The 17,406-nt window shown below is 66.7% G+C and carries 12 protein-coding genes; 7 read left to right on the forward strand and 5 right to left on the reverse strand.

Annotated features, from left to right (window positions below):
• The first annotated feature begins 26 nt into the window (after positions 1-26).
• The gene (locus tag SX243_03880; GenBank protein MDY7092091.1) at positions 27-506 is read left to right on the forward strand and encodes a DUF1203 domain-containing protein; all 480 of its coding nucleotides are present in this window, start codon (positions 27-29) and stop codon (positions 504-506) included.
• A gap of 805 nt (positions 507-1,311) precedes the next feature.
• Here the strand turns inward: SX243_03880 and fdhF are convergent.
• From fdhF to SX243_03905, 5 genes are all read right to left on the reverse strand, one after another.
• Positions 1,312-4,104, reverse strand: a complete 2,793-nt coding sequence (gene fdhF / locus SX243_03885) for a formate dehydrogenase subunit alpha (protein ID MDY7092092.1) — start codon at positions 4,102-4,104, stop codon at positions 1,312-1,314.
• A gap of 68 nt (positions 4,105-4,172) precedes the next feature.
• Complete coding sequence (locus SX243_03890) at positions 4,173-5,720, reverse strand: NADH-ubiquinone oxidoreductase-F iron-sulfur binding region domain-containing protein (protein MDY7092093.1); 1,548 nt, start codon at positions 5,718-5,720, stop codon at positions 4,173-4,175.
• A gap of 108 nt (positions 5,721-5,828) precedes the next feature.
• The gene (locus SX243_03895; GenBank protein ID MDY7092094.1) at positions 5,829-6,578 is read right to left on the reverse strand and encodes an energy transducer TonB; all 750 of its coding nucleotides are present in this window, start codon (positions 6,576-6,578) and stop codon (positions 5,829-5,831) included.
• Positions 6,579-6,820: 242 nt separating this feature from the next.
• Positions 6,821-8,962 carry a choice-of-anchor Q domain-containing protein gene (locus SX243_03900; GenBank protein ID MDY7092095.1) on the reverse strand — a complete coding sequence of 714 codons (2,142 nt, stop codon included), beginning with the start codon at positions 8,960-8,962 and terminating at the stop codon, positions 6,821-6,823.
• 235 nt (positions 8,963-9,197) lie between these two features.
• Entirely contained in the window at positions 9,198-10,997 is a 1,800-nt protein-coding gene (locus tag SX243_03905) for a sialidase family protein (GenBank protein MDY7092096.1), read from the reverse strand.
• Between the two features lie 299 nt (positions 10,998-11,296).
• Between SX243_03905 and SX243_03910 the strand changes: the two genes are divergently transcribed.
• From SX243_03910 to SX243_03935, 6 genes are all read left to right on the forward strand, one after another.
• Positions 11,297-12,751, forward strand: coding sequence for a sigma-54 dependent transcriptional regulator (locus tag SX243_03910; GenBank protein ID MDY7092097.1), 1,455 nt, complete (start codon positions 11,297-11,299; stop codon positions 12,749-12,751).
• A gap of 170 nt (positions 12,752-12,921) precedes the next feature.
• Positions 12,922-14,169 (forward strand): FAD/NAD(P)-binding oxidoreductase, encoded by a 1,248-nt coding sequence (locus SX243_03915; GenBank protein ID MDY7092098.1) that lies wholly within the window; start codon positions 12,922-12,924, stop codon positions 14,167-14,169.
• A gap of 75 nt (positions 14,170-14,244) precedes the next feature.
• Positions 14,245-14,562: a TusE/DsrC/DsvC family sulfur relay protein gene (locus tag SX243_03920; GenBank protein ID MDY7092099.1), complete on the forward strand. Its 318-nt coding sequence runs from the start codon at positions 14,245-14,247 to the stop codon at positions 14,560-14,562.
• Between the two features lie 84 nt (positions 14,563-14,646).
• Entirely contained in the window at positions 14,647-15,186 is a 540-nt protein-coding gene (locus SX243_03925) for a DsrE/DsrF/DrsH-like family protein (GenBank protein ID MDY7092100.1), read from the forward strand.
• 91 nt (positions 15,187-15,277) lie between these two features.
• Positions 15,278-16,627: an outer membrane protein transport protein gene (locus SX243_03930; GenBank protein MDY7092101.1), complete on the forward strand. Its 1,350-nt coding sequence runs from the start codon at positions 15,278-15,280 to the stop codon at positions 16,625-16,627.
• A gap of 85 nt (positions 16,628-16,712) precedes the next feature.
• A complete protein-coding gene (locus SX243_03935; GenBank protein ID MDY7092102.1) occupies positions 16,713-17,228 on the forward strand; it encodes a hypothetical protein in 516 nt (171 codons plus the stop codon).
• Positions 17,229-17,406: the final 178 nt, after the last annotated feature.

The following is a 17,406-nucleotide window of genomic DNA, read 5'->3' on the forward strand; positions in this document are numbered from 1 at the left end:
CGGGATCACCAACCAGGAGACCAGCGATGACCACTCAGCCCAGCTTTCAGATTTCCGCCCTGCCCATGAACGGCTTCGCCCCCCTCTTCGACCTCGACGACGATGAGCTCCGCGCCCGCGGCGCCCGCCGCTACGTCGCCACCTCCAACCCCGGCTTCCCCTGCCGCGTGAGCCTCCAAGATGCCGAGGTCGGGGAGACCCTGATCCTCGTCCCCTACGACCACCACCCGGTCAACGGCCCCTACCGCGCCTCCGGGCCCATCTTCGTGCGCGAGCAGGCGGAGGAGGCGCAGCTTGCACCGGGGGAAGTGCCGGCCCTGTTGCGTCATCGGCAGCTGTCCGTGCGCGGCTACAGCGCCAAAGGCCTGATGGTGGATGCGGCGGTGACGCCGGGGGAGGAGCTGGAGGCGGTGATCGGGCGGTTGTTTGGGCAAGAGAAGGTCGACTACCTGCACGTGCACTACGCGGCGCCGGGGTGCTTTGGGTGTTGGGTGGGGCGGGGGTGAAGCCGGCTAGAAGCCGGCGCCCCCAGGCCCGCCCCTCCGCCCCGGGATCAATCCCGGGGCTACCCAGGACACCGCCGGAGGAATCCGGCTCCCAGAGCCTGCTCAACCACGCCCTCCCCTCCGGAGCCAGCGGAGCTGGCGGAATCTGAGTAGCTCGGGGATTGGATCCCCGAGCGGAGGGGGTGATGGCACGGTCCTCGCCTATTGCGTGCGCCGTTCCCTCGACCACTCCGTCACTCCCGCGGAGGCGGGAGTCTACGCATTGGTGAGGAGTGAGGGCTGTCTTCCCGAGGTTCCGTCGACTTGCAGGCGCTTCTTGGTCGGATAGGAGGCGTTCACTGCCCACTCACGCGTGGATGCCCGCCTGCGCGGGCATGACGGTGGGGGAGCAGGAGGCGTCTGTACGGGTAGTGGCCCGTGGTGCCCCAGGCGACTCCGCCCCGGGAACAATCCCGGGGCTACCCAGTGCACCGCCGGATGAATCCGGCTCCCAGAGCCTGCTCAACCACGCCCTCCCCTCCGGAGCCAGCGGAGCTGGCGGAACCTGAGTAGCTCGGGGATTGGATCCCCGAGCGGAGGGGATGATGCCACGGTCATCGCCTACCGCGCTCACCGTTTTCTCGACCACCCCGTCTCTCCCGCAAACAGGGGGACCCACTTGTTGGTTCTGGGAACGGCGCCCCCGCTTGGGCGCACGAGAAAGCCGGCTAGAAGCCGGCGCCCCCAGGCCCGCCCGCCCGGGATCCATCGGCTTTTTGGTGGGCTGGCGCCCACCCTACTTTTGGAGAAGCTAGCGTTCTCGGACCTACTCCTCGGCCTCCACCTCCTCCCGGGCCGCCGCGTAGGCGCCGCGGAAGGGGCTGGGGGTGGTGGGGTGGTCGGAGACGGGTTCTAGGCGGGCGGCGCAGACTTTGTATTCGCCGGTGCCGGTGACGGCGTCGCCGGCGTCGTTGGTGAGGTCGTTGGTGCGCACGTCGGGGAAGTGGAAGGGCATCCACAGGACCCGGCGGGAGACCTGGCGGCTGTGCATGGCCCGGCAGCGGACCTTGCCGCGGCGGGTGATGACGTCGACCATCTGGCCGTCTTCCAGGCCCATGCGCCGGGCGGTGCGGGGGTGGACTTCTACGAAGGCCTCCGGCTGTTTGAGCTGGGAGCCCTTGGTGCGGCGGGTTTGGGTGCCGGCGTTGTAGTGGTAGAGGGTGCGGCCGGTGGACAGGATGAGGGGGTACTCGGCGTCGGCGCACTCCGCCGGCGGGCGGTATTCGACCGCCTGGAAGAGGCCCTTGCCGCGCAGCACGCCGCCTTTGTGCAGATATTCGGTGCTCGGCGCGTCGGGGGTGAGGACGGGCCATTGGAGGCCGCCTTCCTTCTCGATGCGCTGGTGGGAGATGCCGGCGAATTTGGGGGAGAGGGAGGCCATCTCGGCGTAGACCTCGCCCGGATGCTGATAGTCCGGCTGCTGGAGGCCGGCGCGCTTCATCACCTCTACCAGAATCTGCCAATCCGCCCGCGCCTCGCCGGGGGGCTCCACCGCCTGGCGGACCCGCTGGACGCGGCGGTCGGAGTTGGTGAAGACGCCGTCCTTCTCCGCGAAACAGGCCGCCGGCAGCACCACGTCGGCGTGGCGGCAACTTTCGTTGAAGAAGATGTCCTGCACCACCAGGAAGTCCATGTGGTTGAGGGCGTCCTCCACCCGGGCGGCGTTGGGCTCGGAGATGACGATGTCCTCGCCCATGAGGTAGAGGCCGCGGACCTCGCCCTTGGCCATGGCCTTCATCATCTCGTTGAGGTTGAGGCCGCGGGTGTCGCTTTGGGGCACTCCCCAGGCGTCGGCGAATTTCTGCCGTACCGCCGGGTCGTCGGCGCTTTGGTACCCGGGGTAGAAGACCGGCGTGGCGCCGGAGTCGTTGGCGCCCTGGACGTTGTTCTGGCCGCGCAGGGGATTCATCCCCGCCGAGCGCTGGCCCAGGTGGCCGGTCATCAGCACCAGGTTGGAGAGGGCGTAGACGTTGTCGGTGCCGGTGGTGTGCTCGGTGATGCCGAGGGTGTAGTAGATGCCGGCCTTCTTGGTGGTGGCGTAGGCCCGGGCGACCTGGCGGATGGTCTCCGCGGGGACGCCGGTGTGTTTTTCCGCCTCCTCCGGCGGGTAGCGGCGTACCGTCTCGGCGACGGTGTCGAAGCTCTCGGTGTTGGCCTCGATGAATTCCCGATCCTCCAACCCCTCGTCGAGGATCACATGGGCCATGGCGTTGAGCAGCCAGACGTCGGAGCCCGGCTCCAGCTGCATGTGCCAGTCAGCGATCTGGGTCAGCCAGATGGCTCGCGGATCGGCCACCGCCAGCCGGGCGCCGCGCAGCACCGCGCGCTTCATCTCCATGGCGATGATGGGATGGGCCTCGGTGGTATTGGACCCGATGACGAAGAGGAAGTCCGCGTCGCGAATCTCGGGGATGGAGTTGGTCATGGCCCCCGCACCGTACGTGGTCACCAGACCGGCGACCGTGGGGGCGTGTCACGTAGCCGCGCATTGATGCACGTTTTGCGTGCCGTAGGCTGCGCGGGCCATTTTCTGCAGTAAGTAGTTTTCCTCGCCGGTGCAGCGGCTGGAGCTGATGAACGCCAGGGCGTCGGCGCCGTGCTCGTCTCGCACGGCCCCGAGGCCTTCCGCCACCCGGTCGAAGGCCTCGTCCCAGGTGGCGGCGTGGAGCTCGCCGTCCTCGCCGCGGATCAGCGGCGTGGTGAGGCGGTCCTCGTGGTGGATGAAGTCGTTGGCGAAGCGTCCTTTGACGCATAGATTGCCGTCGTTGACGGTGGTGCCCGGAGGCGGGCTGGTGGCCTTGACCACCCGGTTGGCTTCGCGGTCGACGTTGAGGTCCAGCTGGCAGCCAACGCCGCAGAAGTTGCAGGTGGTGCGGACCTTCTCCAGCTCCCGCTCCGGCTTGCCGTAGGCGAGGGCCGGTAGCTCGGTCATGGCGCCGGTGGGGCAGACGTCGATGCAACCGCCGCAGAGCTCGCAGGTGGTGTCGGTGAGGGCCAGCCCGTCGACGGTGGCGACGGTGGTGCGGGCGCCGCGGGCGGCGAGGGTGATGGCGGAGACCGCCTCCACCTGATCGCAGTAGCGGGTGCACAGGGAGCAGGCGATGCAGCGGTCCGGGCGGAAGCCGACGTAGGGGTTGTCGTCGCCGAAGCGGTCCGCCCGCGGGGCCTCGGTGGCGGGCCACTGGCCGGCGGTGCCGTGGAGCTCCGCCATCTCATGGAGCCGCGAGGGGTTGTTGTCCTCGCAGGTCTCGCGATCCTGGATGGTGTCCGCCAGGTGCAGCGAGAGGATGAAGCGGCGGTTGCGCTCCACCCGGGAGGTCTGGGTGCGCACCACCATGTTGGGCTTGGCCGGGGTGGCGCAGGCGGGCTGCATCAGCCGCGCGCCGTCCACCTCTACCAGGCACAGCCGGCAGGCTGCCGCCGGGGTCAGCCGCGGGTCGTGGCAGAGGGTGGGAATCTCGATGTCGAGGCGCGCCGCCGCCTGGAGGACGGTCTCTCCCGGGCGGACGTCGACCTCGTTGCCGTCGATGACCATCTGGGGTTGCTTGCTTTCGCTCATGGCTTCTTTCTCTGCGGTGCAGGTCGCTCTAGGGTGTGGGCTCTCGAAGGTGACCGCGATATCTCATTCTACTCGGGGTGTGCGCCGGAGGCTCCCGCCGGGGACAGGCCGAATTCTTCCGGGAAGTACCGGCGGGCGCTGGTGAGGGGGAAGAAGGCGGCCTGGCCGAGGCCGCAGATGCTCGCCTCGCCCATGCCCCAGGAGATCTCCTCCAGATGCTCCAGGGCCTGCGGGTCCCGGCCCCGCTGGAGGTAGTGCTCGAGGGCGCGGCGGATGGCGCGGGTGCCGATGCGGCAGGGGGCGCATTGGCCGCAGGATTCGTCCTCGAAGAAGACCGCCTGGGTGAGCGCCGCCTCCACCATGTCCACGGATTCGTCCAGCAGCACCACGCCGGCGGAGCCGAGCATGCTCTCGGCCTCTTTGAGGCTGCCGAAGTCCATCGGGATGTCGAGGCGCGAGGCGGGGAGGAAGCCGCTGGAGGCGCCGCCGGGGGAGAAGGCTTTGAGGGGCGCCGTGGGGCCGCCGGCGAGCTCCACCAGCGCTTCCAGGGGCGTGCCCATGGGCGCCTCGAAGACGCCGGGGCGGCGCACGTGGCCGGACAGGCAGTAGAGCTTGGAGCCCGCCTCAGTGTGCCCCAGATTCTTGAACCACTCGCCGCCGCGCTGCAGGATAGCGGGGACGCAGGCGATGGTCTCGACGTTTTGAATCAGGGTCGGTTTGCGGCGGAAGCCTTGCTCCACCGGGAACGGCGGCTTGAGGCGGGGCAGCCCGCGCTTGCCCTCCAGGGCCTCCAGCAGCGCCGTTTCCTCACCGCAGATGTAGGCGCCGTGGCCGTCGACGAAATGCCAGCTGAGCTCCGCCGGCAGCGCGCCGCTTTCTTGGGCCGCCGCCAGTGCTTGCTCCATGGACTGGCGGCAGGCGCCGAACTCGCCGCGGATGTAGAGGTAGATGTCCTCAGCACCGAGGGTGACGGCGGCGATGGCCAGCCCTTCGAGCACCCGGTGGGGCCGCCGCAGCATGACCTCCCGGTCCTTGAAGGTGCCGGGCTCGCCCTCGTCGGCGTTGAGCACGATGTAGCGCTCGGTGACCGCCTGACCGCGCACCGCGTTCCATTTGATGAACGCCGGGAAGCCGGCGCCGCCGCGGCCCTGGAGCCCGGAAGCTTCGAGCTCTTGGCAGACCGCGTCCGGGCCCATCTCCAGAGCTTTCACCAGCGAAGCGTAGGAGGCGTCGTCCTCGCCCTGGATGTCGATAGCCACCTCGTCGCCGAGGGTGTCGAGGGCGGGAGGCGGCGCGGCGGGGATGGCGCCCTTGCGCCAGTAGGCGGGAGCCATGTCGCAGCGCCCCAGGCAGGCGGTGAAGCCGGCTTTGAGCCCTAAGCCCTGGAGATCCTGAAGCAGCTGATCGCAGCCCGCCAGACGGCAGGACAGCCCCTGGCACACCCGCGCCTCGACGTCGGGCTGGGAGATCAGCGAATAGAAAGTCGCAACACCGTAGACATCCGCCGCCGGCACCCCGGTTTCCCGGTGCACCTGCTCGGACACCCCCGGACGCAACCCCCCGGCCTCTTCGAGCCGTTCCAGAACTTCCTCACGACGGGCGCCTTTTTCTTCCATAGTGGCTGAAAAGTATAGCAGCCATCCTCTTCTCTCCGAGAGACGCTCCCGCCGCTCTTCCGACCGTTGGAAAGTCGAGGAGCGGAACGGCGGGTTGGGCGATTAGCGCTATCTCCTCAGCGAGAAGTTGACCGTCAGGTTGTAGTAGACCGGCACCGGCTCGCCGTCCCGTAGCGCGGGTTCGAACTCCCACTGACGAATGGTCTCCAGGACCGAATAGGCCAGGCTGGGGGCGGGGGCCTGATCGATGATGAAGGGCGAGTGGGGCTTGCCATCAGCGTCGAGAATGACCTGGACGACCATCTTGCCCGTATTGCGAAAGGCCCGGGCGCCCCGTGGATATTTCACCTTCTTGCGCTTCGAGACCTTCGGGGGGACGATCTCGCCACCCTCCTCCAAGGCTTTCCTGGCCGCATTGATCTCTTTCTTCTCCTTCGGCCTCTGATCCTGCTCGTCGAGGTTGTCCGGCTCCTCGAGGGGGTTCTCCGCCAGCACCCTACCCGGCGGGCCGTAGGAGTTGAGATCGAGGTTCTTCATCTCCGGCAGGATGTTGAGAGCGGTGTGCCACAGCCAGATGCCGTAGTCCTCATCACCCATCCCCACTGTAGCCACGGCCCGCAGGACGACGGCGGAGGCGAGGGTTGCGGCAACGCTGCCACCGGCGCCGGCGGAGTCACTGATCTCGTTAGCCGTCCGTTTCGCTAGGCGCTCTGCCTTCTCGTATTGGCCGGTCTGAACCAGCGCTTCTGTCTCTTCGAGTGGCTCGCGCCATTGGGCCAAGAGGGCGGCCTCGGAAGTCGGAGCCGAGAGCAGGAGGGCGAGGGAGACGGCGATCAGGCAGACGGTCATTCTTCTCATGCAGTGGCTCCAAGGTCGTGAATAGGAACGGATCCCGGGCTACGAGGATGGGGGCGCGCGAATAGAAAGAGCCTGATCCTTGGTCTAGATTATCGAATCGAGCCGCAAGATGTTTCGTATCGTAGACGCTTGATTCCTGAGTTGCTGCCGAGAAACACCAAGGGACCGGCGGGGATGCCGGTCCCTTGGGTTCGATGGGGTCCCGGGACGGGGGGAGTCCCGGGAGGAAGACTCCGGCGATGTCACCGCAGGGTCAGGTAGTCGTCGAAGTAATGGGACCCGGTGGTGGTGACCTCGGCGCCGCCGGTGACTCCGATGCGAACGAAGTCGACGTTGCCAGCGGCGTCATTGTCGATGCCCATCACCGTGTCGGCCAGCACGCCGTCGAGATAGACGGCCAGGATGCCGTCCTGGGCGCCGGGGCCGGAGGACCGGACCCACTCCATCTGAACCTGGACGGCTCCGCTGATGGGGACCGGCAGCCAGCCGGTGCCCACCCAGCTGGAGTCGTTCTGGTGCACCTTGACTCGCAGGGCCATGCCGGTGGCGTCCCGGTACCGCAGCACCGCGGTCACCATCCGGGCCATGGGGGTTTCCTGGAAGGCCTGGAAGATCTTGTGGCGGGTGTTGTCCGCCATGGTCATGCCGTTGGCATCGAACAAGAAGTACCAGTCCATGAAGGTGTCGCCGGACGGCGAGTCGTCCTCGGCGTAGGCGCGCTCGGTGGTGGCGGCGAGGGCCGTCTCCAGGCCGTAGCCGCCTTCCAGGGCTGCCGTCTCGTTGACCACCACCGTGGCTCCGGTGCCGGCGAAGGTGTCGAACCAGCGGCTCGAATCACCGACATCCCAGCCGTCGTAGAAGACCAGCATGTCCGGAGCCTGGCGCTCGTAGGCGCCGATGTCGCAGGTGGCGCCGCCGACGCCGTCACCGTCCACGGGCCGTGTCAGGCCTCGCTGGTCTACCGGTGGGCAAATCGATCCGGCGTTGCTGCCGCCGTCGGTGGCCAGGCTACGCGGGTTGTGACCGCGTACTGCCGGCCAGGCGCCGAGCTGCAGCAGCGGGCTGAGCTGAGGATCGGCGTTGGTCAGATCTCCGCCGCCGGCCAGCTCGCAAGTGGCCGCATCCTCCAGATTGAACCCGAAGGAGACGTATTGGGCTCCCAAGGTGCAGCCCATGCCGCCGGTGCAACCGCAATTGCGTACGGTGGGCGTATCCGGAGGGATCGCCGCCGCATTCACCACGTTGCCGGCGAGGATGGTGTTGCCGATGCGGAAGGAGCCGATCTCCAGGGCGGTTCCGCCGAAGGAGTTGAGCCCCGCGCCGCCGTTGGGAGCGTCGGATTCGGAGAGATTTCCGGTCACGGTGCAATTGGCCAGGTCGACGGTGCCGTTGGTGTTGATGCCGGCGCCGACGTCGGTGGCCACGTTGCCGTGGATGGTGCAGTTCTCCCACAGCTGCAAGACCTGGGTGCGGGAGGTGACACCGCCACCGCCCACCGCCGTGTTGTTGGCCACCAGGCAGCGGCTGAAGGTGGAGATGTGGGCGCCGGTGTCGAAGAGACCGCCGCCCCCCTCCGCCTCATTGTCGACCAGCTCGCTGACGTCGACGTTCAGCGGACCGCCGGAGTAGACGCCGCCGCCGTTGGCCGCGGCCAGGTTCGCCGCCACCGAGCTCTGCGATAGGTAGAGCTCGCCGGTGGAGTAGATGCCACCGCCGGAGCCGCCGATGGGCTTGCCGGTGTCGGGATCCACCTGATCGCTGTCGGCGACGTTGTCCCGCACGAGGCAGGAATTGAGATAGACCTGGATGGAGGTCTCATCCTCCATCGGTGGACCGCCTTCCGGCGCTTCCACCAGCAGGCCGCCGCCGTTCTCGTTGAGCACGCGGCCGCCCTGCAGGGTCAGCTCGGTGAGGTTGACGATCATCCCCGTCCCCATCGGGTCGGTGATCTGGAGAACCCGATCACCGGTGACCATGCCGTTGCCATCGATGATGGTGGTCGCCGCGCTAGGGCCGATGATGTCGACGCTCTCGGTGATGTCCAGATCGCCGCAGGCATCGTCGGCGATGGCTTCCGGGGCCGGGAGCAGGGTCAGCTGATAGGTGCCGGCGGGTAGCAGAATGGTGTCGACGCCAGCGGTGAAGTTGGCTTCCTGAACTGCGGCGCGCAATGTGCAGTCGTTGGCTGCCGAAGCGCAGATGCCATCGCCCAGCAGGGCGTCCACGGCGTCTACGGTGCTATCGACGGTAATGCCGTCACTAAAGTCCGTATCCGCCGCGTTGGCAGACCAGGCGAAGAGCAAGGTGAGGATCAGGACCACCCCTACAGCCAGAAGGACTGTCCAGGAGTCCCGAGATCGGTGAGCAAGTTGTGTCTTTAACATGTCGTTCCTCCCTTCTTTCCCGCTCGAGAGCCTAAGAAAAAGGTTCTCAATCCCACGTTAGAAGCAGGAGAGCCCTTCGGCTACCCGCCATGGGGTGGTCTTTGGGAGCGAGGAACGACCGCTGAAAAGGGTGAGACGAAACCAACGAAAAGGGGTGAGGTGAAGCCGGAAAAAGGGGAGTAAACTGAAAGTTCACACCCCCAATTCCGGCTCCGCCTCAGGGATCTGGCGTTCCCTATCGGGGGGAGGCCGGAGAGCGAGCCGCCAGCAGCTTTAGAGCGGCGGCGGTGAGAGCCAGCACCAACAGGGCCAGCCCGATGCCGCCGAGGGTGGGGATGGGTGGGGCGAGGGTAGCGGTGGCGCAGCGGAAGAAAATGTCATGGTCGCCGGTGACGTCGTCGGACCAGGTGGCGCAGAGGAGGCTCCCCGCCGGATTCGACCGCAGCTGCGCCTCCCCCTGCTCGCTGGGGCCCACCGCCAGAGCGGCGATGGGTCCGAAGCTCTCGCCGCCGTCCTGGGTGCCCAGGACGAAGAGGTCCAGCGGCGTGTTCGCTCCGTCGTTGGTGTGGGTGCCCCAGGAGACGAAGAAGGCGCTGACGTTGCGGACGTCCTGGGGATCGCCGCTGGGTATGGTGGGCGGCGTGCCCACCAGGCGAGGCTCGCCGGTGAGCAGGGAGAAGTCGTTGAGGTTGGAGAGGTTGACCGGCCCGTCCCAGCTCTGGCCGCCGTCCTGGGATCGGCGAATATACGTGTCGTAGGTCGCCAGCTGCATCTGCGAGGCGTCGTCGTCCGGCGTGTAGTTGTAGACGAAAGCGACGAAATCTCCCCGCAGCAGAGCTCGATGAGCGCGGGCGTTGTCTTCGGGGATGGCGCCGGTGGGATCGTCCAGGTTGGGACTGGTGAGGTTGATTGCTGGATCGTAGGCGCCGATGCCGAAGGCGCCGACGGCCCGGCGCATCAGGATGTCCGCCGGTCCCCCTTGGTTCTGGGCACCCTGGCGCCACAGGGCCACCACCGTGGTGTCGGCGTCGCCGGTGGCGGCGGGGCTCTGGGAGATGAGCCGGACCCGGCGGCAATTCTCCGTCGGGCTTTCGTTGAGGACGTCGCCGGCGGCGGAAGAGGGCGGAGCGGTGAAGGGGAAGGAGTGGTAGAGGATGTTCTTGCCCATCTGCATCATCCCCCGAGTCTCTTCGTAGGCGAGGAGGGCGGTGTTCCCCACCAGCCGCAGCTGGGCTCTGGACGCCGCCGGGCTGCCCATGGAGGTGCTCAGATTGTCGGAGACCTCGGTGGGGGCCGGGAAGGGCGTCGAGCTCTCGAAGTCGGCGGTGCCGAGGGCGGTGTAGTAGATGTCCGTGCCCGGCGAGGTGAGAGCGCCGGAGCCGCCGTCACCCGGGCCTTGGCCTTCCCCCGGCTGCAGCCCTAAGGGGTCTTCTTGCCAGGCGGTGGCGAAGCCGGCTGAAGAAGAGAAGGAGCTGATATTGAAGGCGTCTTGGGAGCCGTCGGTGATCTGCTCCGCCGGCTCCCAGGTGCGGCCGGCGTCGAAGGAACGGGCGATGTAGAGGCAGTGGAAGGCGGTGAGGACGCCGCCCGGGGGCGTGTAGGAGCCCTGGGCTCCGCCGGGACAGTAGGTGTCGACCCAGGCTACCTGGACATTACCCCCGTTGACTTTGACGTCCGGCTTGAAGGAGTCGCCGGGGGCGCCCACGGTGTTGATCTGCCCGGCGGTGTTGGACAGATTGATCGGCGCGGAGAAGGTGGCGCCGCCGTCGCTGGAGTAGCGCAGGAAGATGTCGGCGGCGCCAGCGGGGCCGTCGCCATAGGCCACGAGATAGATCTTCTCCAGGGTCATGGGGTCGACGGCCACTTCCAGACGGCCTTTGGTGGAGGGCACGGTGGTGTTGGAGACGTTGATCTCGGGTCCGAATTGAATATAGGCGCTGGCCGCTGCCGGGCCGGCGGCGAGAAGGCTTGCGGCGATGGAGCAGAGAATGAGCAGAATTTGAATGGGTTGCTGGGATGGATGAAACCGAATCATGAGGGTACTCCTGATGGTGATCAAGAATTCCGAGACCGAGAGACTCGTGAGTGGGTACTGATCAGTCAACCTAGCAAAGAAAGATTTATTTGGCCCAGCCCCAAAGGGTGGGCTAGCAGTGAGGGATGTTTCTCTTAATCACCTGTGAGGATGAAAAGTAGGTCCTGGCAGCCGATGGGCGTAGGGGCAGGTCTTGTGCCTGCCCTCGAGGTTCAGGGGGCCTCGCGCTGATAGGCTCTTTCCGCGAGTCATTCCAGCGAACTGGCACGACCTACGGCGTTCCCCTCGGAGCCAAGCCCATGGACAGCCCATCCCCAAACCCCGAGCAGATCCCCATCGAGGCCCTCCTCGAAGCCATCAACGCGGTGTTGATGTCCCTGGGGCGGGCGCTGATCTGCCTCAACGATCACTTCCAGGTGGTCCACGCCTCGCCGGCTTTGGACGATCTGGTGGGAGCGGGAGCCCGCACCAGCGCCGTGGGGCAGCCGGTGGAGGCGGTGTTGGGAAGCGAGCTCTTCGGTCCCCAGGGGGCTTTGCGCCGGGCGTTGCAGCGGCGGGAGCGTCGGGAAGGTTGGGGAGCGACGGTGCAGCTGCCGGGGATCCAGCCGCGACTGGTGTCGGTGAGCGTGGCGCCGCTGCTCCACGAGCTCAGCACGCTGTGCGATCCGGCGGTGCAGTATCTGGTGGTGCTGCGGCCGGCGGAGCAGAACGAGGAGACCGGCGGTTCTGGCACCACCGTGTTCTCCGGGCTGGTGGCGCGGGCGCCGTCCATGCTGCGAATTTTCGAGCTCATCGAGAATCTCCACGAGAGCGAGGCGACGGTGCTCATCACCGGCGAGAGCGGCACCGGCAAGGAGCTGGTGGCCCGGGCCATCCACCAGCATTCCCGGCGCCGCCAGGGACCTTTCGTGGCGGTGAACTGCGGCGCCTTGCCGCCGGATCTGCTGGAGAGTGAGCTCTTCGGTCACGTTCGGGGAGCTTTCACCGGCGCCGTGCGGGATCGCGTCGGTCGCTTCGAGCTGGCTTCCCGGGGAACCCTCTTCCTCGACGAAGTGGGCGATTTACCCTTGCACCTGCAGGTGAAGTTGCTGCGAGTGCTCCAGGAGCGCAGCTTCGAGCGGGTGGGGGAGAGTCGGTCCCGTACCACCGACGCGCGCATCATCGCCGCCACCAACGCCAACCTGCAGCGGGACATGCTCGACGGCCGTTTCCGGGACGATCTTTATTACCGTCTGCGGGTGGTGCCGGTGGAGGTACCGCCGTTGCGCTCCCGGCGGGAGGACGTCGAGCCCCTGGCCCGCTATCTCCTGACCCGGGTGGGGGAGCGCCACGGCCGCTTGCTGCGGCTCTCGCCAGGAGCCCTGCGCGCCTTGCTGGGCTATTCGTGGCCGGGCAACGTGCGGGAGCTGGAGAATGCCTTGGAGTACGCCATGGCGGTGTGCCAGGGGGAGACCCTGATGGCCTCCGATCTGCCGCCGGAGGTGGCGGCGCCGGGCATCGTGCCCGAAAGCGTACCCGAAGGCGCGGTGCCGAGGGCCGCCGAGCCTTCTGCCTCGGGGGGAACCGTCGAAAGTCCCCACCCGGCTCCGGTGTCGCCGGCGAATGTCCTCCAGCCGCCGGAAGAAGCGGAGCGCCAACGCCTGCTCCAGGCGCTGGAGCATCATCGCTGGAAACGCCGGGAGGCCGCCGAGGCCCTCGGCATCAGCCGCACGACCCTCTGGCGCCGCATGCGCGAGCTGGGTCTGGCGCGCTGAATCAATTCGTTTCAATTTGAAACATGACGGTGCAACATCTTGTTGCGCCGATCGCCTCGCGCGCTGGGGGTCAGAGGATAAGTCCCCTAGATAGAGCACTTGGCCACCTGGCCCGGTCCCTGCAGTGATGTTCCGTGCAGATGGAACATCCCTCGAAAGGAACGGGCATCATGAAGAACCTGATCATCCTCGGCGCTGGCACCGCCGGCACCATGGTGGCCAATCACATCCAGGGCAAGCTGCCCTCCGGATGGCGTCTCACGGTCATCGATCCGTCCTCCACTCATCTCTATCAACCGGGCCTGCTCTTCCTGCCCTTCGGTGCGCGGGATGAGGCGAAGATCCAGCGGCCCCGCCGGCGGACCCTGGCCTCCGGAGTGCGTTGGCTGCCGGAGGCGGTGCAGGAGGTCGATCCGAAGGCCCGCCAAGTCGTATTGGAAACCGGTGATCGGCTGAGCTATGACCTGTTGCTCATCGCCAGCGGCAGCCAGATTCGCCCCGAAGAGACCGAGGGCCTGGCCGGCGAGGAGTGGGGGTTGAGCATCCACGACTTCTACACCCTGGAGGGGGCCCTGAAGCTGCGCGAGGCTCTGGCGAGCTTCGAAGGCGGCCGCCTGGTCCTCAACGTGGTGGAAATGCCGATCAAATGCCCCGTGGCTCCCCTGGAGTTCCTCTTCCTGGCGGACGCCTTCTTCACCGAGCGCGGCATCCGCGATCAGGTGGAGCTGGTCTACGCGACGCCCCTGGACGGCGCCTTCACCAAGCCGGTAGCGGCCCACGCCTTGGGCTCGATGCTGCAGGAGAAGGGCATCGCCGTGGAGGCCGAGTTCAACACCGGGGAGGTGGATGCCGCAGCCCGCAAGCTGCGCTCCTGGGACGAGCGGGAAGTTCCCTACGATCTGCTGGTCTCCATCCCCACCCACATGGGCGCGTCGTTCATCGGCGCCTCGGGTCTGGGCAACGAACTGGACTTCGTGCCCACCGATCCCCACAGCCTGGTGTCCAAGAACCACGACGAGATCTTCGTCATGGGAGACGCCACCGACCTGCCGAGCTCCAAGGCCGGCTCCGTCGCCCACTTCCAGAGCGAGGTGGTGAGCGAGAACCTGCTGCGGACCATGGCCGGCCGGAGCCTGGTGGATACCTTCGATGGTCACTCCAATTGCTTCATCGAGAGCGGCCACGGCAAGGCCCTGCTGATCGATTTCAACTACGACGTACAGCCTTTGCCGGGCCGCTTCCCGGTGCCGGTGGTGGGCCCCTTCTCGCTGCTCGCGGAGAGCCGCATCAACCATTGGGGCAAGCTGGGCTTCCGCTGGATTTATTGGAACGCCCTGCTGCCGGCGCGGCCGCTGCCGTTCCCCCACCGCATGACCATGGCCGGGAAGGACACCAGCCTGCTCCAGGCCAGTGCCTGAGCTCCGGCCGAGAGCTTCCAGTCCAGAGTGTGAAGAGATTGCATCCACGACCCTGATCCAAACAAGGAGAAAGCCATGACCACTCGTGAATATGCCGGCGTTTCCGTGGACGTCAACGACGAAGGGTTCCTCACCGACGCCTCTCAGTGGACCCCGGAGGTCGGGCGAGAGCTGGCGAAAGAGGAAGGCATCGATGCCCTCACCGACAAGCATTGGCAGGTACTGACCTTCTGCCGCGAGGATGCCGCCCAACAGGGCCAGCCCCCGGGCTTGCGGCGCATCTCCAAGCTCTCCGGCGTGACCATGAAGGAGCTCTACAAGCTCTTCCCCAAGGGCCCCGGCAAGCTGGCGGCGCGCATCGCCGGACTGCCCAAGCCTCAGGGCTGCGTCTGATCCTCGGTGCCTGATCGCACGCGTCGCATTCGGCCTTCGCGCAACCTTTTACGAGCTATGAACCGTCTTTGAGGAGTACTCACCATGACCACCGAAGCCGTCCATCCCACCGTCCCCGCCGCTGACGTCAAGCCGCCGGACGTGGCTCCCGACCCGGAGCCGGAACCGATCAAACACGTGAGCATCATCTGCTCCAAGGGCAGCCTGGACATGGCCTACCCCGGCCTGGTGCTGGCCAACGCCGCCCGCATGAGCGGCATCGAGGCGACCCTCTTCTTCACCTTCTGGGGTCTGGACATCGTCACCGAGGAGAAGGTGGACAAGCTCCACGTTCCCACGGTGGGCAATCCCTCCATGCCCATTCCCACCTGGCTGGGGGGCTTCCCCGGCGTCGAGGGCCTGGCCAGCCTGATGATGAAGAAGGACATGGAAAAGCTCGACCTGCCGACGGTGCGGGAAATGATCGAGATGCTCAGCGACGCCGGCGCCCACCTCTACGCCTGCCGCATGGCCATGGATATGTTCAAGCGCACGGAAGAGGATCTGCTACCCCAGGTGGAGAGCGTCATCTCCGCCATGGACTTCTACGACAAGAGCCGCGGCGCCCAAGTGATCTTCATCTGAGCCCGGCTCCCGTCGCCGTCCTTCCCGGGCGGAGCGTCCAACCACCCTCCGCCCGGTTCCCTTTCGGACTCGACTCTTTCAGGAGGGCATCATGAACGCCCGACATATCCGCTTCTTTTCTCTGCGCCCAGCTATTGCGGCACTGATCGTGGCCGGCCTGATGCTGGCCTGGACACCGCCGGCGTCGGCCACCAACGGCATGTACCTCATCGGCTACGGGCCCGAGGCCATCGGTCGCGGCGGCGCCAACCTGGCGATCTCCGACCGCACCCTGGCAATCAACTTCAACCCCGCGGGCATCGCCCAGCTGCAGGGCAACCACCTCTCCGCCAGCGTTTCCCTGCTGGCGCCGAGCCTGTCCTTCAGCAACGGCCTCAACCCCGGTGCCGTCGACGCGGAAGACCGGTATTTCCCGCTGCCGGCGGTGACCTACGTGCGCGCCGGCAAGGAAACGCCGTGGTCCTGGGGCGTGGGCTTCGTGGCCCAAGGAGGCCTGGGCGCCACCTTCAACGATCTGAACACGCCCTTCGGCACCCGGGATCAGACCTACACCCAGGTGCGCTACGGCACCATTACTCCCACCGTGGCCTACGCCTTCGACGAGGACATGGCGGTGGGGCTGTCCCTCAACCTGGGCTATGCCGACGCCGCCTTCCGCTTCTTCCCGGACACTTCGTTCTTCAACGCCGCGGCGCCTCAGTTCAGCTTCCCCGGCGTCAAGATGGAAGACGCCGCTGGCTTGCAGACCAGCGCTCGGCTGGGATGGTGGTGGCGGGCTCACCCCAAGCTGTCCTTCGGCGCGGTGTATCAGACCGAGACGGATAGCGATTTCGACGGTGGAGATCTCTCCGTCAACTACACCGGCTTCCCCTTCATCGGGCAGCGAGTGCACTACGACGCCGAGATGGACGGCTTCACCTTCGCGGCCCAGGCCGGCGTCGGTGTGGCCTACCGGCCGACCTCCCAGTGGGTGCTGGCGCTGGACGTCAAGCGCTACTTCTGGGACAGCGCCATCGACACCATCCTGGTCACCGGCACCAACCCCGACGTGCCGCTGCCGGCACCCTTCGACCAGGTGCAGCTGCCCTTCGTCTTCGACTGGGAGGATCAATGGGTCTTCGCCGTCGGAGCGGACTATCGCCTCAACGAGCTGGTGACCCTGCGGGGTGGCTACAACTACGGCGAGAACCCGGTGCCGGACGTCACCCTCACGCCGCTCTTCCCGGCGACGGTGGAGCATCACCTGACCTTCGGCCTCAGCTGGCTGCGGGGCAGCCGGGTGTACGAGGTCGCTCTGGAGCACGCTTTCAACAGCAGCCAGACCAACAACAACTTCGACCCCAACGTCAATCCCTTCGGCCCCGGGGCCACCGTCGACCACGAGCAGTGGACCCTGAGCTTCGGAGTCTCCCTGGCCTGGGCGCGCAACGGTCATAGCTAGGAGTCAGCTCTTTGAGCCCGAAGCGCTACGGCCAGGAAGTGAAGAAGCCTCGACGGTAATGGAAGTCCCGGACAAGGAGAAGATCATGAACGCTCAATACAACCCGTTTTCAACCCAACGGATCTCATCCTCCCGAAGGCGTGCGGCGTGGATCCTGCTGCTGGCGGTGGCGGGGTGGCTGTTGCTGGCCCCCGGTGTTGCCGAAGCCTCCAAAGAGATCGCCGAAAAGACCGAGCTCGCCTGCACCGCTTGCCACGACAAACCCGGCAGCAAGCTGCTGACGGACCAGGGCAAGTACTACGAGGTGGTGGGCAGCCTGGAAGGCTATGAGACGGTGATGCAGGTCTTCGGTAGCTGCACCCACTGCCACGTGCGCAAGCCCGGCTCGCAGAAGCTGACCCCGGCGGGCCGCAAGTTCTCCGAGATGATGGAAGGCATGGCCGCCTTCCAGGATTGGGTCCGCGCCGTCCACCCGGTGCTGGCCTCGGAAGCTTCGCCGGCGGAACCTGATGCTGATGCAGATGCTGATGGGGAAGAGGCGAAGGAGGCGGCGGAGGCGGAAGACGAGGGCTCGGAGGAAGAGTCGGACCACGACGGTTGATCCGGCCCAAGAATCCGACCTAGCCAGACAATCAACCAAGAAGCCAAAAAGAAGAAGGGACCGGCGGGTGGATCCGGTCCCTTCGGCGCAGGGCAGTTTCGCTTCTGCAAGCGGGCGGCCTCTCGAGCAGTTCCAGACCTTGAGGTCGCCACGCGGTGCAGAGATTCGACTCTGAATT

This window comes from Acidobacteriota bacterium (assembly GCA_034211275.1).
Lineage (GTDB): Bacteria > Acidobacteriota > Thermoanaerobaculia > Multivoradales > JAHZIX01 > JAGQSE01.